The sequence below is a fragment of the Verrucosispora sp. WMMC514 genome (assembly GCF_027497295.1).
In the GTDB taxonomy this organism is placed as follows: Bacteria; Actinomycetota; Actinomycetes; order Mycobacteriales; family Micromonosporaceae; genus Micromonospora; species Micromonospora palythoicola.
The window spans coordinates 6,804,898-6,825,867 of sequence record NZ_CP114906.1 but is presented as its reverse complement, the minus strand read 5'-3'; the positions used below and the strand labels follow the sequence as shown (position 1 = coordinate 6,825,867).

Annotated in this window: 16 protein-coding genes; 6 read left to right on the top strand and 10 right to left on the bottom strand. The window is 69.5% G+C overall.

From position 1 onward, the window contains the following. The 4 genes from O7597_RS31480 to O7597_RS31465 all read right to left on the bottom strand — a co-directional run bounded on the left by O7597_RS31480 (position 1) and on the right by O7597_RS31465 (position 3,274). Complete coding sequence (locus tag O7597_RS31480; protein ID WP_281581631.1) at positions 1-1,107, bottom strand: hypothetical protein; 1,107 nt, start codon at positions 1,105-1,107, stop codon at positions 1-3. After that, complete coding sequence (locus tag O7597_RS31475) at positions 1,104-1,751, bottom strand: hypothetical protein (RefSeq protein WP_281581630.1); 648 nt, start codon at positions 1,749-1,751, stop codon at positions 1,104-1,106. Before O7597_RS31475 ends, O7597_RS31480 begins: the two co-directional genes overlap by 4 nt. Beyond that, on the bottom strand, positions 1,748-2,353 hold the full coding sequence (locus O7597_RS31470) for a hypothetical protein (RefSeq protein ID WP_281581629.1): 606 nt from the start codon (positions 2,351-2,353) through the stop codon (positions 1,748-1,750). Before O7597_RS31470 ends, O7597_RS31475 begins: the two co-directional genes overlap by 4 nt. 459 nt (positions 2,354-2,812) lie before the next feature. Next, complete coding sequence (locus tag O7597_RS31465; RefSeq protein ID WP_281581628.1) at positions 2,813-3,274, bottom strand: hypothetical protein; 462 nt, start codon at positions 3,272-3,274, stop codon at positions 2,813-2,815. 188 nt (positions 3,275-3,462) lie between these two features. On the opposite strand from O7597_RS31465, the gene O7597_RS31460 reads away from it, so the two are divergent. Then, a complete protein-coding gene (locus O7597_RS31460; protein ID WP_281581627.1) occupies positions 3,463-4,062 on the top strand; it encodes a hypothetical protein in 600 nt (199 codons plus the stop codon). A 251-nt stretch (positions 4,063-4,313) separates the two neighbouring features. On the opposite strand, the gene O7597_RS31455 is transcribed toward O7597_RS31460, so the two are convergent. The 6 genes from O7597_RS31455 to O7597_RS31430 form a co-directional block, all read right to left on the bottom strand. Next, the gene (locus tag O7597_RS31455; protein WP_281581626.1) at positions 4,314-5,312 is read right to left on the bottom strand and encodes a replication-relaxation family protein; all 999 of its coding nucleotides are present in this window, start codon (positions 5,310-5,312) and stop codon (positions 4,314-4,316) included. A gap of 131 nt (positions 5,313-5,443) precedes the next feature. Beyond that, entirely contained in the window at positions 5,444-7,921 is a 2,478-nt protein-coding gene (locus tag O7597_RS31450) for a DUF87 domain-containing protein (protein WP_281581625.1), read from the bottom strand. Beyond that, positions 7,918-9,744 carry a conjugal transfer protein TraC gene (locus tag O7597_RS31445; protein WP_281581624.1) on the bottom strand — a complete coding sequence of 609 codons (1,827 nt, stop codon included), beginning with the start codon at positions 9,742-9,744 and terminating at the stop codon, positions 7,918-7,920. The genes O7597_RS31450 and O7597_RS31445 overlap by 4 nt, the downstream gene beginning before the upstream one ends. Further along, positions 9,741-10,664 carry a PrgI family protein gene (locus tag O7597_RS31440; protein WP_281581623.1) on the bottom strand — a complete coding sequence of 308 codons (924 nt, stop codon included), beginning with the start codon at positions 10,662-10,664 and terminating at the stop codon, positions 9,741-9,743. The genes O7597_RS31445 and O7597_RS31440 overlap by 4 nt, the downstream gene beginning before the upstream one ends. A 30-nt stretch (positions 10,665-10,694) precedes the next feature. Further along, the gene (locus O7597_RS31435) at positions 10,695-12,161 is read right to left on the bottom strand and encodes a hypothetical protein (protein ID WP_281581622.1); all 1,467 of its coding nucleotides are present in this window, start codon (positions 12,159-12,161) and stop codon (positions 10,695-10,697) included. After that, positions 12,161-12,502 (bottom strand): pilin, encoded by a 342-nt coding sequence (locus O7597_RS31430; RefSeq protein WP_281581621.1) that lies wholly within the window; start codon positions 12,500-12,502, stop codon positions 12,161-12,163. The genes O7597_RS31435 and O7597_RS31430 overlap by 1 nt, the downstream gene beginning before the upstream one ends. Positions 12,503-12,992: 490 nt before the next feature. On the opposite strand from O7597_RS31430, the gene O7597_RS31425 reads away from it, so the two are divergent. The 5 genes from O7597_RS31425 (at position 12,993) to O7597_RS31405 (ending at position 20,855) form a co-directional block, all read left to right on the top strand. Further along, positions 12,993-14,003, top strand: coding sequence for a DUF5954 family protein (locus O7597_RS31425; RefSeq protein WP_281581620.1), 1,011 nt, complete (start codon positions 12,993-12,995; stop codon positions 14,001-14,003). A 228-nt stretch (positions 14,004-14,231) separates the two neighbouring features. Continuing rightward, complete coding sequence (locus O7597_RS31420; RefSeq protein WP_281581619.1) at positions 14,232-14,540, top strand: CU044_2847 family protein; 309 nt, start codon at positions 14,232-14,234, stop codon at positions 14,538-14,540. A gap of 341 nt (positions 14,541-14,881) precedes the next feature. Further along, positions 14,882-18,223, top strand: coding sequence for a hypothetical protein (locus O7597_RS31415; protein WP_281581618.1), 3,342 nt, complete (start codon positions 14,882-14,884; stop codon positions 18,221-18,223). Between the two features lie 78 nt (positions 18,224-18,301). Beyond that, positions 18,302-19,420, top strand: a complete 1,119-nt coding sequence (locus tag O7597_RS31410) for an IS630 family transposase (RefSeq protein WP_281580406.1) — start codon at positions 18,302-18,304, stop codon at positions 19,418-19,420. A 19-nt stretch (positions 19,421-19,439) separates the two neighbouring features. Then, positions 19,440-20,855, top strand: coding sequence for a hypothetical protein (locus tag O7597_RS31405; protein WP_281581617.1), 1,416 nt, complete (start codon positions 19,440-19,442; stop codon positions 20,853-20,855). Positions 20,856-20,970: the final 115 nt, after the last annotated feature.

Sequence of the window (20,970 nt, the reverse complement as noted above, 5' to 3'; positions counted from 1 at the left end):
CTATTGCTCGGTTCTGGTGTCTGCGCGGCGCCGACCATCGCCGGTGCGGTCCGATGGCCGCGGGCGCATGGGGCCGTAGGTGCGTCGCCAGTCGGGCGGGCCGTCCTGCTCGGCCAGCTGAATGCCCACGATCACCGAGACCTGGGCCAGCGATGGCAGTCCGGCGAAGTCTTCAGCCAGTTGCAAAGGCGGCAGCCCGGCGCGTCGCAGCGTCCGGACCGTGATGGCGACCAGGCCGGCCAGGTAGAGGTCGACGAGTTCGACCGGAGCACGGGCCCGCCGCCAGTGGAACTCGTCGAGCTGCGCTGTGCGCAGCAGGCGTCGATGAGCGAATGCGGTCTCGCTGATAAAACGGACCAAGGTGAGCCGCGGCGCGGCCCCGTCGGTCGCTAGACGGGCCAGCGCCCGGCCGGCGGTCCACCAGTCGGCTAGTGCTGTCCCCGTCGCTCCGACCGGCGCCGGTCCGCGGATCTGGGGCGCGTCGGCCAGCAGTGCCCGAAGTTCGTCACCGTCGAATACCTCGTTCAGGTCCGCCACGGCGGTCAGTAGCAGGGCGACCTGCTGAGCCGGGGCCTGCACGGCAAGCTGTCGGTCGAAGTGGGTTTCCACGTCAGGGACAGGCGTGGCGGGGCTCCCGGTAAGCAGGGAACGCAGCTCCTCGGCAGCCGGCGCGATGGATCCGCGGGCCCCGGTGGCAGACACGCCAAGAAAGTCACCAAAGGGCAGGCCGAGCCGGAGATAGCTGTCCGCGGCTCGCAGCAAGGCCCGTTTGCCGGTCACCGGATTCAGCAGCAGACGCGCGATAGCGCACTCGCGCCAGGCGTCGGCGACCTCCGCGGGCCGTACCCACGGCGGGCGTCCTCCACCTGCGGATTGTTCGCTCAGCCGGCGGCGGAGGTCCTCCGTGCTGACCTCGCCGTCACGGACGACCTTGAGGACGGCCTGCCGTCCCTGTACGGCGGAAATGTCGGGGAGAAGTCCCATTAGCTGGTCCGGTGTGAATCGGGGCAGGAGCAGGTTTGCATAGCCGGCGAGGAATCGGGCCCGGGCCTCGACTGCCGCGGCATCGAGGCCTAGGGCGGCCCATACGGCAGTCGGCAGGGTCACAGCATCTCCCGGACATCCAGCAGTGCCTCGGGATGCGTGAACGCTTGGTTCAGCAATACGTCGGTCTCGACCAGAGCACCGGTGCTGTCAGGTGCCCAGCGCGTCGCATAGAGAATCTGCCGCGATGGCACGTGGACCTTCGCCGTGACCTCTCCCTGTAGGTACCAGGGCGAGTAGGGACGCAAATGCTTGAGTTCCCGGATCTCTTCTGCGACCCCGGGGATGGTCGGAGCGGGCCGGACGCCAACCAGCACATAGCATACAAAGATCCATCCAGGGCAGGGCGGATGCCGCGGATCGGTGTAATCCGTGCAGGCAAACTCCAGCGCAGTACGGAAGGCGCCGTGAGTGACGTTGGTCTGCTTGGTGACTTCGCGGTCGACGACGCCGGCGGCGAGCGAGATGAAGGGCGTGATCTCGAAGAAGTGCTTTCCGGTCCGCGGGTCGCGGCGGCTGTAGTGGTTAACGTGCAGATCAAGGTTAGATTCCGTAAGGCGGCCGAGTATCCGGTCGAGCGGCAGCGGTGCGGCGGCACCCAGTTCCAGCCAGCCCCGGCATCGGATGCCAGCTCCACCTCCAAGAATGTCGACGGCGGTGGCCTCATCCAGTTTCGCCACACCCTTGCAGCACCACTGGACGATCACGTGGCACCGTCCCCACGTGTATCGGACTGGCCAACCTCGGCGGCGAACTGCCGGAGCAGGACATCGTAGGCGGCCGCCAGGCGTTCCGGCTCGGTGCGATCGACCTCGGATACGAAATACGCATTCCATTGCGGATCCCAGCCGTCGCCGTACGCTTCGCTTCGCTTCCCGTGCCTGGACGCCGCCGCAGTGCGTAGCTTGGCGTTACGGCCGGGTGCGGAGTAAGTCTTAAACAGTTCGCCCGAGTAGTTTCCGTAGGCCTCGATGGTCATCGACTGGAAGAACGGCCGGTTGGCATAGAAGAGACGATCGAGGGAGCGTTTCCGATGCAGGATGTCCCGAGGTGACAATTCTTTCCAGTTGCCGACCCAGGCGAAGTAGCAATGAAGGTCATTCAGGTCCGACAGTGCTTCACTCAACAGGGCAATGCGCTTCTCTATTAGCTTCTGGTTCATCCACTGGCGCGCCTCCAGTCGCTTGGTGGCCTTGGTTACCTGGAAGGCCACGGCCGCGACGGCCAGCGGCGTGAACGCCGACACGGTCAGTTTGGCGATCTCCAAAGTGGTCCACACCTGACGCTTCCCCTCATCGAGGAATTCCATTGTTCGCCATCACATGGCTCAGTGCCAGGTCGGCACTGCCGTAGATGGCGCTCGACCGTATCGAACCCAAGTCTGCTGCACCTTTGATGACGCATCGGCTCGGGCCGCCGATCATGCGGGTGGCGTCGTCGCGCAACGTAGCGCCCCTCGCCGTAGCTCAGCACGCCGGAACTGCCGATGAGCGGATGCCGCGCTGCCCGCTTGGCGGTTGTCATCCAGCCGGTTCGGGCCGATCTAAAGCACAATCCAAACATGGCGAGAGATGGTGCGATAGCACCATCCATTGGCCTCACCGGGGTAGTTCTTGGGTCGCCCTTCAGTGCTCGCCCCGGCAACCAGCCCGCCTGCATCCAGCCGGTCGGAAACAAGATCGACGCCAGCACATTTGTAATATTAGTCTTGCCCAATTCGGGGAACGTCCCCGCCGCTGCGTGTCGACCAACTCAACTCGTCCGGTCGTTAGTCCGCCGCCTCAGTGTCATCATCTCCTTCCTCGGGGTCGTTCTTTCCGCTTGCCGGGCCGGTGTAGCCAATCGCGAGCAGATGGCTATTGAGGACCTCGTAGAGGAAGTGACCCTCACTGACCCAAAGCCGGCGGGTGCTACCATCGGCTCGCGCCACAACGAAGTGAATTCTGCCAGTCTGGTTCTTGTGTCGCCAGGCTCGCAGCACCACGCGATCCGAGATGATTGGCACGGCAGGCCCTCCCTTGTAGACGACACAGACTGCCACGATCTGGTCCAAGATCGGTACCGACCGTGTAGTCGACGAGTCCCAGCCGCACGGTTTGCCTCCCATCGCCCCACTCGCAGCCTCGATGGGCCCCGTCAGCGCGTTCAGGCGGTTGATGGTTACCGTGTCCACGCAGCTCACTGCCTTCCGGCCACGGTCGGTCGTCACGCTCAGGTCCACCAGGTTCATCGGGCCCTGCGTCACGGCAGCTCTCCCGTTCTTGACTCCCCCGACCGTGCCGAGCGGCCACTACTCAGCAGTTCGCGACGTCGGCCGGACCAAAGCCCAGCCAGTTAGCGTAACGACAGGGGCAAGCAGGTAGCGCGCCCGGTCGGCGGCATGACCGGACGCTTGTGGAGCCTTTGTACGATGGTGACGTGAGTGAGCCAGATATAAACCATAATCGATCAGCCGAAGATTTTAAAAGAATGATTGAGACGGCCCGCTGGCACATCTTGCGCTACGATCAGCTTCGGGGATCGATTGCCAACCGGGCCTCGTTCCTGATTAGTGCAAACGCTGTACTCATCGGGGGAGTCGCACTTCTGTTCCCCAAGACGGTTGGGCAAGACATAACAGGCGGGCGGCCAATTCTGGCCACCCTTGCCGCCGGGGCGCTCTTGGTGTTGGGACTCTCTGCGCTGTCCGTACTTAGTGCCACCAAGGCACTGCTAGCGGGAAAAACCTGGCGCTCTCTGTACGGAACGGACCCGCAGCCAAGCATGTTCTACCAGCACTCGGACACGGTCGAGCAAGCCCCGAACTTTGCTGCATTTGATGCCGCGCTCCTCGGGCAAAGCCTAGACGAGGAACGGAAGTCGGCAACCGTGAACCTCTGGGTCGTCCTCCAGACCCACAACTACAGGTACAAATTTCTTCGAAAATCTACCCGTTACCTGCAGCTTGGCTTGGCAGTTTTTGTTAGCTCGGTGGCTGCGGTGATTGTTCTGTCAACCATTGAAATCTTGGTCCGGTAGCGCAACGATTTCTCGTTTCGCGCACCCTTCTCGGCGGATCCGCGCACTGCCGGCAGCCACCAGCAGTCGTGGTCCTTACGCACGGTTACTTGAGCCTCTCCTCGAGTCCAGCATAAGCCAGTTATGGCGGTCCCGGTGGAACCCATCTCGGCCGTCATAGCCGGAGCCCTTATCGCCGCGTGTTCGGGCGGTGGGGCCTGCTGGAGCAGATTCGCCTGAGTGATTAGCGGGCAGCTCGCGTGTGGGGGGAGTCAGGTGAGTTCGTGTAGCGGGTCGTGGTCGGGTGTGGGTGGTCCGGGGTTGAGCGGCCCGGGTTCCTCGTCGGTGGTGGGGAGGTCGGCCAGGCGTAGCCGGTGGCCGCCGTTGCCGAAGAGTCGCCAGATGGGGCCGGCGGGGCCGTGGCCGTTGACGCGGTCGCGGGCGCAGGTGGCGATGGTGAGGGTGGTCAGGGCGGCGGCGATGCGGTGGTCGCGGCCGGCGGTGTCGATCAGCCGGTGGTGGAAGTGGCGTTCCCGTTCTCGGGTGGGCAGGGAGAACAGCAGGGTGTAGTCGGGTCCGCCGTCGATGCGGAGTCGGCGGTAGGGCTCGAGCTTGTCGCGTAGTCGTGGGTGGTGTTCGGTGCCGCGGTCGTGTTCGAGCCAGAAGCCGACGTGGTGGTGGCCGGTGGTCCAGACGCCGTGGCCGTCGGGGCGTACACGGCGGCCGAATGCGGCGGTGGTGTCCTGCTCGGACCACCAGCGGGTCAGCCGGGACTGCGGGTGGGATCGGCTGTGGACGAGCAGGTTGATGAAGAACTGGTTGGTTTCGATGGTGTGTCGGCGGGTGCGGTCGGACAGGACGCGGTCGGCGGCGAGGGCGACCGCTTTCGGGGTGGGTGGGGCTTCGCCGCGGGCGAGGGCGACCAGGCGGGCCGACAGTCGGCCGGGTACCCAGTAGACCTGGGTGGGTTGGCCGGGGTGGGCGCGCAGCACGCGGTTGATGAAGTCCATGCGGCGCAGTGTGTAGAGGCGGTGGCCGCAGGTGATCGGCGAGTCGAACAGCACTGCGGCGATCTGGTCGGTGGTGAGGGCGGTGTGGTCGGACAGGAGGAAGGCGATGACCCGGTCGCGTGGCCGCAGCCGGGCCGAGATGTCGGCCAGGGTCGTCGTCGTACGCCGGGGCGGTGTGCGGGGGAGAGGAGGCGATGGACCACCCCCCGGTCGGAGGATGTCCCCCCGTGGGGACTGTCGGGACCGTTGATCATCGGGCATTCCTGCACCTACCTGCACTGTTGGGCATCGAAGGGTGAGCGAGGGCCGGCCGGGTCTGCACCGAGGTGCGGACCAGTGCCCGCCCGCCGCCAGGCCGGACGGCATTCCGACCTGGCGGCAGCGAACGGGGTTCACCGGCGGCGGTGGGCGTCGGCCTGGGTGGCCAGCCGCTTGGCGAGTTGCTCGATCGCCGTGGGGTCGCCTGCGCCGCCGCTGGCCGCGGCGCAGGGGGCGCGGATCTCGTCGGCCGCGCCGACGACGGGGCGGGGTGGTCGGGTGCGCAGGGTGAACGCGGCGGTTTCCCGGTTGCCGATCACGAGGCGGGCGGCGGCCTGGTAGGCGTCGAGGTGGCTGAGGTCGTGGTCGGACAGTTCAGGGAACATGTGCCGGGCCATCTGGTGGGCGTCTTCGGGCGCCACGTTGAAGGTGATTTTGTTGCGGGCGTTCGCGGACAGGGCGAGTTGGGTGGGGCGGGGGAGTTGGGCGAGGTCCTGGTGGGCCAGGACGAGGCTCATCCGGTAGCCGCGGGCTTCGGCGAGCATGTCGTCGACGGATCCGGGCAGGTTGAGGAAGTTGTGGCATTCGTCGATCACGACGGTGCAGTCGCGGCGTTGGTGTTCGGGGAGTTTCGCGCGGGCGGTGGCGGCCTGCCAGGCGCGGGCGAGGATGAACGAGCCCATCAGGCGGGAGGTGTCCTCGCCGAGTTGGCCCTTGGGTAGGCGGGCGAGCAGGATCCCGCCGGTGTTGAGTAGCCGTCCGATGTCGAGCGATGAGCGTGGGGTGCCGAGGGTGCGGCGGGGGAAGTCCCGCAGCAGGAACGCGCGGAGGCGGGCCATGACGGGGCCGATGACCTGCGCCCGTACGGGTGGGGGCATGGATTCGTACCAGGTCCAGTAGCCGAGGAGGCCTTCCGGGTCGTCGAGGCCTTCGGTGAAGGCGAGGCGGAACTGTTTGTCGTTGAGCAGCGGCGGGACCAGGGCGAGGGTGGCGTTGGCCTTGCGCATCAGGGTCAGGCAGGCCACGCGCAGGGTGTCGTCGATGCGGGGTCCCCAGTGCCGTTGGAAGATTTTGGAGAAGATGGAGACGACGTTGTCCACGGCGAGGTCGTGGTCGTCGCCGGACAGCGGGTTGAAGTAGCCGCCTTGGGTTTGGTCGGGGTCGATGAGCACGACCCGGTCGGCGACGTTCGGGTCGAGCCGGTCGAGGACGTCGGTGACCAGGTCGCCTTTGGGGTCGATGACGACGACGCCGCGGTGGGCGGCCACGTCGTCGAGGATCATGTTGACCAGCAGGGTGCTTTTCCCGACGCCGGTGGAGCCGAGGACGTGGAGGTGTTGGCGGGCGTCGACGACGGGCAGCCCGACGGCGTGGCCGCCGATCTGCGCGTGGCCGAGCTGTTTGACGCCTCGGCCGCCGGTGGTGGGCACGTCGACCGGCATCGGCATCGGTTTGGCGCGGGCCCGCAGCAGACCGGGCACCGCCACGTCGGAGGGCAGGGCGGCCACGGCGGCGAGTTCAGCGGCCCCGAGCAGGTAGCCGGTGCGCAGTGGCCGGTTCGCCAGCACCGTGGCGGGGCTGCTGAGGCGGACGCGGCGCAGCCGCTGCCGGGCGGTGTAGAGGCCGTAGGCCGAGGCGACGCCGTCGGCGAAGGTCGTCAACCGGGCCCTCAGGTTCTCCTGCGGGGCTTGGCGGGGGTTGGTGTGGGCGATGCCGTAGCGGATGGACGTTTCCCACAGCTGGCCGCAGGCCAGCTTGTCCACCGCGGTTCGGGCGTCGCGGTCTCGTTCCGGGTCACTGGCCGGCGGCCGGTAGGCGGTGGCGCGGCTGCCCGCCGTGGGGCGGGTCGGGCCGGGCGTGAGGAGACCGAACAGCCCTTCCAGCCAGGCCGACGGGTCGAGAACGCCGGGGGTGCGCTGGCCGGCGCGCAGTGCCGCGGTGCCGGCGCGCAGCCGGCGGATCTGGCGGGGTGTGGCGGGGCGGGCGAGGATCTGCACGCAGGCGTACTCGTGGTCGCGCAGCCCCGACAAAGCGGAGATCAAGGGCCGCAACGGGTCGGTGTCGTGGTCGGTGACGATCGGATACCACGCCGGCAGGGTGGGTGTCAGGGCGCCGCCCTCGGAGATGACGTCGGTAGGGATTGGGGTGGTGGCGTCGGCGGTCGTGGTGGTGGCGCCGGGCCAGGCGCCGGCGATCGCGGCGAGGACCGGTCCCGTCGGAATGGTGCCGGGCAGCCAGATGGTGATGGTCAGCTGCCGGCCCGCCCACCGGTACTCGTAGCCGACGTGCGGGGTGCCGTAGAGCCACCGTCGCCAGCCGGCCGGGCGCAGGATTTCCGCGCAGGTCGCCCACCACCTCGCCGCGCTGTCCGGCTCCACTTCCGGCGGTGGGGTGATGGTGACCTGCTGGGCGTGCCGCTGCCAGCGTCGCTGCCGCCAGATCTGCACCTGGCAGTGGGCGACGACCGCGACCACAGCTGCCGCGGCGGCGATGGCGGCGAGCCACGGTCGGGCCACCACCCACCCGGCCGCGGTGCCGATTGTCTCGGCGACCGGGTTGGTCGGCGTGACAGACGACAGCAGCGGCGGGATGGGTGGGGCGAGCCGGGTCACGACTCGTCCTGCGGGTCGGTGCCGGTGACGCAGAGCTCGTGTTCTCGGTAGGAGGACACGGCGTGGCTGGCCACCCGGTTGGCACCGGAGAGCAGGAGTCCTTCGCCGCGTTGGGCGGACAGCAGCATCCGTGCTTCTCCGCCGGTGAGGTGGAAGCTGTCGGCGACGGCGGCGATGGCCTGGGGGGCTTGGCGCATCAGCACCTGGGTGGCGCTGTTGGCGATGACGGCCTGGCCGAGGTCGGAGCCGAGCAGGTCGGCGGCGTCCTGCGTGATCACTGACAGGCCGGCGCGGCGTTTGCGGGCCGCTTTCGCCAGCCGGTTCAGGAACCGCACGCCCTCACCGTCGCGCAGCAGGGTCCAGGCTTCGTCGACGATGACCAGCCGCCGCGGGTCCCCGGTCGGACCGGCGGCGGGTGGGGCGTCCACGATCCGCCAGATCGCGTCCAAGGCCAGGAGCATTCCGGCGGGGCGCAGCTCGTCGGCGAGGTGGCGGGTCGACCACACCACCAGATGCCCGACAGGGTGGGTGGTGGTGGGTCCGGCGAACAGGTGACTGAAACTGCCGGTCGTCCACGGCGACAGCCTGGCGGCGAGAGTGGCCGTCGGCGGCGAGCCGTCGGCCTCCAGGGCGGTGGCCACGTCACGCAGCAACGGCGCCGGCCGCCCCCAGGTGCCCGGGTCGTTGGTGACACCCGCCTCCAGGTAGGCGGTGTTGACGGCCCGGTCGAAGGCGGCACGTTCGGCCGGCTGCATGCCACCGTCCTGCCCGCCGCCGAGGAGCACGGTGATCAGGGTGTGGGCGAACAGCGCCCGCCGGGTACGCGCGTCGGGCCGCCGATCGTCGGCGGCGATGTCGAACGGGTTGAGCCGCACGTCGGGGGCGCCGAGGTTGATCACGGTGCCGCCGACCGCCTCGGCGAGCCGCCGGTACTCGTCTTCCGGGTCGATGACGTGGACCTGCACCCCGTCATACAGGCTCCGCAACGTCTCCAGCTTGATCATGTAGCTTTTGCCCGCGCCGGAACGGGCAAGCACCACACTGTTGTGGTTGTCGGCGGCCCACCGGTCATGCCACACGATCCCGTTGGTCGCCGTGTTCAACCCGTACAGGACACCGGAGGCGGTGGGCGGATCCCCGGGCAGCGGCGCGGGAAGGTCAGCGGAGGCCAGCGGCATACCGGCGGCGAGGCTGTCGGTGTCGAACACCCGCCGCATCCCGATGCTGTCCACCCCGAGCGGCAGGGTGGACGTCCACGCCGGCAGCTGCCGCCAGGTCGCCGCAACCGTGTCGAGCATGACTGAGGCGGCGGTGGCCCGCACATGCGCCACCGACTCGGTCAACTCCTCCAAACTCGTCGCGTGCACAGCGACGTAATGCGCGACCCGGAACAGACGACTCGCACCCCGGGCCACCCGGTCGGCCAACTCCGCGGCATCCGCGGCGGCGGCCTCGGTGGTCGGGTCGTCGAGACGACCGTGCTCGGCATCCGAGCGCCGGGAGGATTCCAGGCGGGCACGCTGGCGACGCAGCCGCGACGCGGCCACCTGCGGATCGAGCGGCTCGATGTGGATGACGACGTCGGCGCGGCCCGGCCAGCCGGTCAACGCCGACAGCCAGCCCGCGCCGACCTCCGCCGGATAGCCGTTGACCAGCAGCGTCGAGGTGTAGCCGTCACCGACCTTCAGGTAGCGGGGGGTCACCTCGACGCTGGCCGGGCCGATCAACGCGGTCAGGGCGTCGTCCTGCGACCCTGCCGACGGTGCCGCCGGCTGGGGTGTACGGGTGGGAAGCAGAGCGCGCAGCACGGCGCGGAGCGTCATCGTTGCCCTCCGGTGACCGGCTCGTCCGGCAACGCCCGCTCCCCGGAGAGGGGGAGGGTGTAGGGGTCGACGGCGGCGGCGAGCACGGCGGCGACCGCCGGCCCGTCCAGGACACGGGTGGCGGCTCCCACACCCTGCAACGCGGCGGCGGTGTGCTCGGCGGCCCGCAGCACATCGGTGTCGCGGCGCGCGCCGGTGGCGGTGTGCACGATGGTCACCGTTCGCCACAGCGGCTGCCGCTCCTGCTCCACGTCGAGGAGAAACTCGGCGTAGTCGGCGGCGGCGTCCGCCAACGCCGGATGAGGCAGCAGATCGGCGGCGTCGGCGATGCGCTGCGCATGCCCGGCCAGGTCCACCGGCTGGGTGGACACCACGATCTGCACCGGCGCCGTCAGGCCGTTCAACCAGCGGGCGTAGGCGCCGACCAGCGCCGCCTGCTCCGCCGGCGTCCGCAAACCCAGGTTCACCGTGGTCACCGCGACCAGGGCGGCGCTGGTCCCGCCCAGGTCCACCACCCCGTTGGCGGCGATCGCCCGCGCCGGCAACCGCAACATGGCTGGTGGCGTCAGGTCTCCCTCGACCCCGACCGGGCTCGGCGCCCACCTCGGCGCCCTCGCCCCCGGGGCGGGGACCTGCCGGCGCGGGGTGCGCGAGCCCCGGACCGCCGCGAGGAGCCACGCGTCCAGACTCAGGCCGTCACGGCGACCCAACGCCAGGACCGTGGCGGCGCCGAGCAGCGGAATCAAGGCGGCAAGGAGGATCGGCATCGGCACATGGCCCAGCAGCGCCCGCCACAGCAGGTACGCCACCGCGGTAGCCGCGGCCAGAATGGCCACCTGCCGCGGACTCAGCTGGTAGAGCAGACGATCCGGGGCCTCGATGTCCGCCGGAATACGAGCACGAAGATCAACATCAGACATGGGAAACACCAATCCTTGGCATCAAAGGGGTCAGCCCGGCCAGCCGGTGCCGCTGCTGTCGCGGCCGGCAGCCGGCCGAGCCGAAGGCCGCGGTCGTGACCGGGTAGTGGCTGCGGCACGTGCTGCCGCTGAGGTGCGGGTGGTCCGGGGTCCGTAGGTGGGCACCGACGGCCATCCGGTGCCGCTGGCCGTTCGGGCGGACTCAGGGACAGCAGAGAGCACCGGCGGCACGCGCGGGCCGGGCACCGACTCGGCCGGCCAGCTACGAGACGCGCCGCTCGGCCAGCCGGTACCGGATTCGGTGTAGGCCCACCAGCGACGCCACCGCGGCATCCGCTGCGGCATCGCCGTCGCCGGGGTCCGCCCCGACGGCACCCTCCGCACCCCGACCCCGGGTTGGGCCTGGGACGGCCGAGCAGATGTCGACGCCGCAGCAGTTCGCGGTGGACGGCGCGCCACCGGACCGGGCCCCGCACCTGTGCGAACCCCTGAGGGTTGTGGCAGCGGCACCCCGCCGGTACGGGCGACCAGGTTCCCGGCGCGGCGTGTCCGGCCGACGACGGCTCCCGCCGCAGCACGCCCCGCGCCACCCCACAAACCTCCGGTGAGGGCGCGGCCGAGTTGCTGGACGATGGCGACCCGAACGAACGCGCCGACCACGTTGCGGGACTGCCCACCCGTGACGTACCGGCGCACCAGACCCGGGATCCGCGTCACCGCCAACAGCAGGCAGCAGACGATGAACAGGTTGAGCGTGCCCGTCGGATCGTTCGGCAGACCCAGGGCCGGCAAGTTCGCAGTCGGGCTGACGAACACCGTCAACCCGGCGTGCAACGCGATGCCCTGACCTCCGACTGTGGCGAACACGCCGAGGAACGCCCGCCACCACAACGTCGCCACCGGCTCGGTCCACGGCGTGCCGTGGCAGGACAGCGCCGCCGGCGCGAGACCAACGAGGATCACCAGCAGGCCCAGCCGCAGCACCCAACCGACCATGATCATGGCGGCGAGCACGGCGATGACCACGCCGATGACGAGGGTGAGCAGGGCGTTGGCCGGATTGGTCAACGCGTCGACGATCGTGCGACGCAACTGGTCCAGCGAGCCATCGGTGGTGACCGACCCACCGATGAGCGCCTGGATCAGCGCGTTACCCACGGCGATGAGTTCCCGGCACATCGGCATCGCGAAGTTCGCGCCGATGATGCCGATCAGCAGACGCGGCGCGAGTTCCGCGACGCCGTAGCGGGCCTGGACGCTGTCGCGGGCCATGACCACCACACCGCAGGCAACGATCGCCAGCACATAGCAGGTGTTGGCGATGAGCAGTGCGCGGGTGCTGATCGTCTGGACCTGCGGCAGGGCGGTCACGTCCGGCACGACGAGGAACGCCCAGGACAGCAACCTCCACAGGGCGTCGATGACGTCCGCAACGCGTGCCGCGATCCATTCCAGGATCCTGTCCAGCACCGCCGCGATGGTGAACGGGTTGTACATCAGTTCGTCCCGAGGATGCCGCGCAGGATGCTCATCAGCACCGGCGCGAGCACTGCCAGGCCGTAGCCGGTCGCGGCGCCCTTCAGCGCACCCTTGGCCTTCTCCACCTGACCGGGGTCGCCGCCGGCCATCAGGTACAGGGCACCGCCGTAGGTGAGGAACAGCGTGGCGACGCCGACGAGGATGCCGACGATCCAGGCGATGAGGTTGTTGATGACGGTGTTCAGGCTGTTGACCGCCAGCAGTTCTGGCGGCCCAGCCTGAGCCGCACCGGCCGTGACGGCGACAACTGCGGCGACGATCATGGTGGACAGGAACAGACGGGACAGGACACGGCGCATCTGGTCTTCACCTCCCACCCCACCAGGCGGCGGGGCATGCGTGACAGCCGATAGGGAGGCGCCGCCCGTACGGGCGGAGACCGTGGAAGCACTCTCCTTCCACAACCAGGTTCGGAAATTGTGGTGAGCACGGGCCGATGCCGGGCCGAGTCACCACCCACACCGGGCGGCGCCCAAGACCGTCCGCAAACCGGGCTGGCGTGCCGGGGTGGATCGGTCTTGTGACCGCCAAAAGCCGCTGTTGGCCGCGAACTGCGGGGACCTGGCACCCAACAGCGGCCAACGGCTACCCAACTGTTGGGGCGTCTCCTCTGGACCGGGACTCGCATCGGAGGCGGTGGACTTGCGCACGTGCGCCCGCCTGCCCCCGCCTTCGCGCAGCGACCTTCTCCAACTGCGGCGGTCCCTGTGAGGAGGTTGCCGACGGGGTGGAGGATCTGTGGTGGTGGCGGTGCTGCGTTTCGACGATCCCGGGGCACACAATGCGTACATGGCCCATCACGACAAGCGGGTGCCTGAGCACCTGCTGATCGCCGTCGAGCAGCAGGACGATCCGGTGTCGGCGGTGTCCGAGGACGATGCCCGACGCCGCTCGGTCACCTATCCCACGCTGATGTGGAGCGCGCCGGTCTTCGGCTGTGCCGAGGAGGTCGACGGCCGGTGGCGGATCGTGCGACTTGACGCCGACGAGCCGCAGCATGCCCGCGACAGCCTCGCCTCGCACCTCCGAAAACTGTTCAGCGAGACGCCGCCGACCGCCGAGAACGCGGCCGTGCGGGCGGCGTACGAGACGGCGTACGAGGTGCTCGACTGGGAGCCGGTCAATGAGCTGACCGTCAGTGGCCGTCGTTACCGGATCATCCGGGCGCAGCCGTTCATCCGGATGGGCCCGGACGGACCCGAGCCGCCCCGGCCCACCGACGCCGACCCGTACCCGCCGGGCAAGGCGGAACGGACCACCTCGCCGATGAACGGATTCGCCATCGACCCGGCCGCCGGCACCGGGCTCACCGACGCCCTCGTACGGATGGAACTGGTCTCGGCCACCTACCCGGCGACATCCGTCCCCGACGACGTGTACGCCGACTCTTGCCGGGCGCTGGTGACACACCCGAACGTGGTGCTGCTCCCGGTCGGCTTCACCGTCGGGGAGCACGTCGACGGCAAGTGGCGGTCCCGGTCGTTCACCACGTACCCGACGCCGCAGGGCGCCCGGGACGCGGAGTCCTTCGCCATCGCCGACATTCCACGCGACGCCAACACCCCGATCGAAGAGTTCATGGCGGCTTACGCGCACGCCCGCGCGGCGCACCGTCCGCCACGCACCGACGACTTCGAGGTGGGCGGTGTGCCGTGCCGGGTGACCCGGGTCGAAACCTTCATCCGGTACGGCCCCGACGGTCCGGAAGGACCCCGCCCCTCAGACCACGACCCGCTACCACCGCCAGCCAGCCAGGTCGAACAACTCCGCGCGCAGGGCCTGATGCCCGAACCAGACTGACCCGAACAAGGCAGTACGGCAGGTACGCCCGCCGTGCATCGCAGGCGGCTCGCGTCATGCCTGCGGCCTGCCTGCCGTGACGGTTAACGTGCGCAACCCGAAAGGCAGGCTACGGCGTCGGCGCGCCGAGCTCGATCCGGTTCGCCGCTGTCGAGGACCCGACAGCTCCACTTTCGACCGGCAGGCGATCGCTACGCTGATGGCTCTTGTCAACCAAGGGGACGCGCGATGCCCGAATTCTCCGACTCGGCGGACGTACTCGTCCGGGTCGTCGATGTCACCGCCGGCCGGGCGATCGGCCGGGCGAGCGTGGTCGACAAGCTCCAGGACCGGATCGCAGAGCTGCGGGCTGGCATGCTGGCCGGCGCGCGGGCAGTCAGCGCCGACCTGGACCAGTTGCCGGAGCGCCAGCACTGGCAGGTGAGTGAGCTGTCGGCCACGTTCGGCGTGACCCTCACCGCCGACGCCGGGGTGGTGCTGTCCCGAGCCGGCGCGGAGGCCACCTTCGAGGTCACGGTCACGTTCACCCGGAAATGACCGACGGCCAGATCGTCCGCGGTGGCAGGAACGTGGGCAGCGCCTTCCTCTTGGACTCCCGCACCGTCCTCACCGCCGCCCATGTGATCGGGAATACCCCGCCCACCGGGCTGGCGTTTCGCCCCGAGGGGGGCGCGCAGGTCACCGTCGCGGAGATCCGGACCGCGCCCGAGATCGACACAGCGGTGTTGACCCTGGCACATGTGATTTCCGATCACCAGACTTCCGCCAGCCGCCCCTGCGCCCCCGACAGGCTTCCGCCTATCGCCCGATGGCGGGTGGAGGCTCGCCCGGAGCCCGATTCGCCGCTGTTGACCGGTTCGATTCACGGGAACCGCCCGGTGAAGAACAGCTTCGGGTACGAGATGCAGACCCTCCAGCTCGAGGTCAACCCGCGTCTAGGCGCCTACGGCGGATACTCGGGCGCAGCGGTTCGGGTGGACGGCGCCGTCGTGGGCATGCTGATCGAGCAGGCCGAAGAGTGGATCAAAGACCACGATTCGCTGGTTCCGCGGGCGAGTGACGCGCTGTACGCGGTGCCGCTCGTCGACATTCTCAACCGCTTCGGCCTGGCCGGGGCGTCCATGCCGTGGTGGGAGGAGCTGCGGCAGCTGTTCGAGGCGCTGGACGACAACGACGACCTACCCGACACGCTCCGCCGGCCCGAGCACACCGCGGTGCAGGCGTACGAGGTGCTGGCTGAGGCGTTCACCGACGAGGAGACGTCGGACACGGACTGGTTGGCTGAGCGGATCGGGCGGCAGTGGTATCGGTCCGCCGACCAGCATCCCGTGTACCGGCTGGCCACGCCCAGCCCGCTGACCGCCGACACGCTCAGGTCGATGCTGGACCAGCTCGCCCGGGTGCACGCGACGGCGCTCACCCTGCCGCGGCACGTGCGGCGGCCCCGCTACCGGATCGAGGCTCCCGGCACCACGCTGGACGACTTCGCGACTGAGGTCGACCGGTGGCTGCACGAGCGGACGGCCGAGCCGAGTGACGACGAAGGCGCCCACCGGCACCGCGACGACGAGAGCGGGAACGACGAGGCACGCGACGACGAGGCCCTGCGCGACCTGGTCCGGTGCTTGAACCCGCCAGTTCACGAAGGAGACGACCCGGTCGGCGAGCTGATCGCGAGGCTGGGCCAGGCGGGATCGGACCGCCCGACCGAGGCCACCCGAGGGCTCGTCCGGCGGCTGTTTCAGCAGGGACCGGAGGCCGCCGAACTGCTGAAACAGCTGGAGCGGCACCTGCTTCCCGGCAAAGCCGCCGCGAAGGCGCTGACCGCAGCGGACCGGCCGCCGGACCGCGTGCGCCCGTTGAAGCAGGGCTACCTGGTCAACGATCAGCCTACGCTCGAGCATCTGCGGGGAGGGTTCTTCGCCGAGACCAACGCACTCGACACAATCGAGCGGGCGTACTGGTCATGGTACGAGCAGACGATGCTCGACCCGAAGCGGCTGCGCGACCTGCGGGTACCCATGTTCTGGATCACCGGCCCGTCCGGGGCGGGCAAAAGCATCCTGCTGCTGCAACTGCTGGCCCGGCTCAACACCCGAACCGGCGTATCGGTACTGCTGCCCCGCCGCCGTGGGCGACTGAGCGACGCCGCCGGCTGGGCCGCCCAGATCGCCGGACACCGACACGTCGTCATCGGCGTGGACGATCCCCTGTCCTGGACCGAGAACGACCCCTGGGCCGACAGGAACGGCTACTCCACGTGGCCGCAGGCGTTCCAGACGCTAGCCGACCAGCGCCCAACGATGTCCAGCACCGGATCGCCGATCTTCGTCTGCTGTGCCCCCTCCGAGCAGCGCGCCGAGTTCGCCCGGACCTACGACGAAGAGGCCCTTGTCGGCGAAGTCCGGCTGGACCCGTACCGGCCGGAATACATCTCGGCGCTCCGCAGATGGTTCACCGAACGCACCGGCGAGGAACCTCCCTCCATCCCGGAGCACGGGAGCGGCTTCCCGCGTTCCCGGACGCCGCCGGCGCTGCTGTTTCACGAGTGGCGCAACCGCGAGGGCATCAAGCCGTACACACGGCGGTTCCGCAGCCGGATCGACCGGCAGGGACAGCCGGAACTCAGCGATTTCTTCCCGCGTCTGCTCGCGGTCAACCGGCTCGACGTGGGCTACCCGCGAGAGGCGGTCGACCTCGCCGCACTCAACGACGCCCTCCGCCCCTACCAGGACGACGAACACATCCACCTGTCCGACCGGGGCGGGCGACCGGGCTACTGGATCGGCCACCCCGAGATCGCCCGGCAGATGTACGAACACTGGGGTGCCTCCGACGCGGAGCGCAGCGCGCACCTGCGCGACGCCCTGCTGGACGCGCACGAGGCGGTCCCCCGCGGCTGGGCGGCCGTGCCACTGCTTCGGGCCATCCAGACCGCCACCGGCCGAGTCGCCACCGCGGGCGAGGAAACCGGCCGGAGCGGGCGGGACGGGCAGGAGCTCGTCCGGGATATACGCGCCGCACTGGTGGAGGTCGTCGAGCGGCTCGGCGCGGAGCCCCCAGAGCTCGCCGACCCGGTGCTGGCGGAATGGGTCCGCATCGAGCACCAGTGCCAGCTCTCCAGCTCGACACGGTGGCGCCCGCGGGAGCACGCCCTCACGCGTTTGCGCCACCGGCCGGCCACGGGCACGGGCACGGACGAGTTGGTCCGCGCACTCGTCGAACTCCGCAACACCGGTATCGACCGCAAGGTGTGGGAGTACGTACGGCACCACCCGGAGTGGGCGGCCTGGGTGACATTGGCCCTCCCACTCGTACGGCGGTCGCGCCGGCCCGACACCGACCCGCTCGTCGCGCGGGTGGTGGAATCCGCGGCGGCGCGGCACCCGGCGGCGATCACGCTGCTCACCGAGGCGCTGTCGACCGGCCTCACGGACGGTCCGCTGGTGCGGCTCGCGCACCGCCTGGTCCGCGGCGAACTCACCGCCGACGCGTCCCTGGCGCCACTGGTCAAGGCCCTGTACCTGCGTGACCGCAGGCGACCGCGGAGCTCCAACCCGCTGGCGGCGATCTCAATCCACGAGCGCGTGGTCACCTCGTGGCTGCGGGCCGGACCCCGTCTCGACGACGGGACGGTCTGGGCGGAGATCCTGCGGCATCCGGTCCCGCCCGCGCTGAGACCGGCGCTCGAGGCCTGGGTCGGCGAGTTCCCGGCGGAACGCACCGCCGGATCCGCCATCGCTCACTGGCTGGACTGGCAGTGGGTGAAGGACGACGATCACCGGAGGCTGCTGCAGACCCACCTGGAACAGTGCCTCGACGTCGATCCCCAGCTGGAGGAGCGGCTGCGTGGCATGCTGTCGGCCGACGGCCCGGCCTGGTCGAGGCTGTTCACCGTGCTCCCGGCTGCATGGGTACGGGATGCGCAGGTGCGCGCGGCTGCCGAATCCTGGCTGGAGGCACGGCGAAACAGCCCAGCCTGGCCCTGGGTCTACCAACACCTGTGCACCGGGGTGGGAACGCCGGACAGCCGGCTGCGGGAACTTGGCGCCGGCTTCCTCGCCGCCGCCGGTGAGGAGGACAGCGGCACGGCTTACGTGCGTTACTGGACGATCCGGGTCAGCACGGAGCAGGAGCAGCCGACGGCGGTCCGTGAGGCGTACGCATGGCTGCGGCGGCGACCCGAGCTGGCCCACGCCTGGGGGCTGCTAGTGCCGTGACCACGAACGTTCACGGTGTTGGTTGACACGCCGCGCGGCCTGTCGGGCGGGCGGCGTTGTGCGGGTCAGGCTGTGGCGGTGGCAGATCTTGTACGCGTGCGGCGGCTGAGTGACCAGGAAGGTCAGCAGCTGCTCAGAATCACCCGCCGGGGAACCGGTTCTCCGATCCGACTACGGCGGGCGATGGTCGTGCTCGCCTCGGCCGGTGGGAACACGGTGCCGGCGATCGCCCGCTTGGTCCAAGCCGATGAGGACACGATCCGGCAGATCATTCACCGGTTCAACGAGATGGGGATGGCCAGCCTGGACCCTCAGTGGGCGGGTGGCCGTCCCCGCCAGATCAGTAGCGACGAAGAGCAGTTCATCGTCGAGACGGCCAACACCCGCCCCGAGAAGCTGGGGCGGCCGTTCACCCGGTGGAGCATCCGCAAGCTCGCCGACCACCTGCGCCTGCATGCCACCCGCCGGGTCCGGATCGGGCGGGAACGGTTGCGGCAGATCCTGCGCCGGCACCGGATCACCTTCCAGCGGACCAAGACGTGGAAGGAGTCCACCGACCCGCAGCGCGATGCCAAACTCGCCCGGATCGAGTACGTCAGCACCCACTTCCCACAACGGGTGTTCGCCTTCGACGAGTTCGGACCCCTCGTGATCCGCCCCCAGCCCGGCGCCGGGTGGGCACCCGCAGGCCATCCGCACCGGCTGCCCGCGAACTACCACAAGCTGCACGGCGTCCGGCAGTTCCACGGCTGCTACTCCGTCGGCGACGACCAGCTCTGGGGTGTCGTCCGGCGCCGCAAGAGCGCCGCGAACACCCTGGCCGCACTCACGTCGATCCGCGCCGCCCGCCCGGACGGGGCACCGATCTACGTCATCCTGGACAACCTGTCCGCGCACAAAGGCCGCAAGATCCGGGCATGGGCGGCCCGCAACAAGGTCGAGCTCTGCTTCACCCCGACCTACGCCTCCTGGGCCAACCCGATCGAAGCCCAGTTCGGGCCGCTACGCACCTTCGTCATCGCCGGCTCCAACCACCCGAACCACCCGGCGCTGACTCGAAAGCTGCAGACCTACCTGCGCTGGCGCAACGCCAACGCCCGCCACCCCGACGTCCTGGCCGCCCAACGCCGCGAACGAGCCCGCATCCGCAGCGAACGCCAACAACGCTGGGGCCAACCCGCCGCCCTCGCAGCCTGACCCAACACCGCGAACCTTCGTGGTCAAGGCACTAGCCGGCTCGATCCTGCGCGCGACGCCATCCGGCGACGTCGATCCGGTCGTCGGTGTCCTGCTCGACTGGGTCCGGGCGCATCCCGACGAGGGCACCGCAGCCCAGGTGTTGGCCGCGTGCCTGAGCGCTGGCACCTCGATGGACCTCCGCCAGCAGAAGGTCGCCTACCTCGTCGAATGGCTGGCCGTACCCCGACCCGGTTGGACGCGCGTCTTCCTGGCCGCACAATCCGTCCTCACCACCGAACAGCGCTCCGCGCTGGCCCTGCCGTGGCTGCTCGAACGCGTCGACAAGCGGTACTGGCTGCGGGTGTTCTACGTAACCGCCGACCAGTTCGACCCGGCGCAGCTGGCAGCCGTGGTGCGCCACTGGTTCGCGACGGCGGCGGCCGGAAACTTCGCGGCGGGACCTCTCTGGCGCGCCGCGATCGAGAACGACGGTCCCTGCGCCCACCTGCTGGACGACCCGTCGTTCCGGCGGGACGTGGTCGACTGGCTGGGACGCAGTGGCGGAGTCGCCGCCTGGCGACCCATCGCACTGAGCCTGGTCCTCCGAGATCCCGACGCCGAGGTGCTGCGCGCAGTCGTGCAGAGCCAAGCACCCCTCGGTCGCCGCTACAGCCTGGCGAACGACCTGGAGGATCACCTGCGTACGCAGCGGGAGCAGGCGGAGAAGGTGTGCCGGATCATGGAACAGCTCGATCACACGGACACCTGGCACATACTGTGGCGGAGGCTTGTCTCCGTGGCCCCCAGCGAGCGGACCTGGGCGGTCTCTCAGCGGCTGCTGATGGACGACGAGGACGGCGGGCACGCACCGAGGCTGTGGATACGGCTCTGGGACGTTTGTCCGGACCCCCAGCGGGAGTGGTTGGCACACCTCGCGGAGCAGCGGCTCACCAGCTGCCCGAGCGACGAGCCGGCTTGGCAGGAGGTACGGAAGAAGCTGCTCAACCCGGTGGAGCCGGACTGCGGCAAGCGGGACGCGCACGCGCAGTTGCTCACTCCCCTGACGGAGCGCCCGGCGGAGCTGGTCGAGTGTCTGGCCGAATGCAGTCACTGCCGCCATCCGTTCGAGATCACGACTCAGAAGAAGATCTTCCAGTACGTCTGCCCGAAGTGTGACTTCGACCTGACCATCGACACCGACCTCGCGGAGGTGATCACGGCGCGGCCGATGACCCGTGTCGTCGGCCACCTCGTCGACGTGAGTAACAAGGGAGCCCGGATGCTCTGCGACAGGTGCGGGAACGAGCGGACCGAGACCATGCGCCTCGACAGCCACCACATCGCTGTGGACCGCCAGTGCGGGCTGCTACACGTCGTACCTGCCGCCGAGGTGACCGACTTCCGCGAGCACCGGCGGCACCGGGCGGCGGGTCTGTCCGACGACGACGGTTAGGTGACCACTTCAGGCATGGTCCGCCGGGGATGTGGCTCGTTCGATGGCCGCGGACGGCAGCATGGCTCGGCCGTTGCCGCTCTGGACGACATCACCATCGAGAGGGCCTCGTTCC

Excerpts from the sequence above, each read along its gene's own strand:
- O7597_RS31430 (WP_281581621.1), bottom strand. The coding sequence starts at position 12,502 with ATGCGCCGTGTCCTGTCCCGTCTGTTCCTGTCCACCATGATCGTCGCC.
- O7597_RS31455 (WP_281581626.1), bottom strand. The coding sequence starts at position 5,312 with ATGCCCGATGATCAACGGTCCCGACAGTCCCCACGGGGGGACATCCTC.
- O7597_RS31465 (WP_281581628.1), bottom strand. The coding sequence starts at position 3,274 with ATGAACCTGGTGGACCTGAGCGTGACGACCGACCGTGGCCGGAAGGCA.
- O7597_RS31435 (WP_281581622.1), bottom strand. The coding sequence starts at position 12,161 with ATGTACAACCCGTTCACCATCGCGGCGGTGCTGGACAGGATCCTGGAA.
- O7597_RS31470 (WP_281581629.1), bottom strand. The coding sequence starts at position 2,353 with ATGGAATTCCTCGATGAGGGGAAGCGTCAGGTGTGGACCACTTTGGAG.
- O7597_RS31440 (WP_281581623.1), bottom strand. The coding sequence starts at position 10,664 with ATGTCTGATGTTGATCTTCGTGCTCGTATTCCGGCGGACATCGAGGCC.
- O7597_RS31420 (WP_281581619.1), top strand. The coding sequence starts at position 14,232 with ATGCCCGAATTCTCCGACTCGGCGGACGTACTCGTCCGGGTCGTCGAT.
- O7597_RS31425 (WP_281581620.1), top strand. The coding sequence starts at position 12,993 with ATGGCCCATCACGACAAGCGGGTGCCTGAGCACCTGCTGATCGCCGTC.
- O7597_RS31445 (WP_281581624.1), bottom strand. The coding sequence starts at position 9,744 with ATGACGCTCCGCGCCGTGCTGCGCGCTCTGCTTCCCACCCGTACACCC.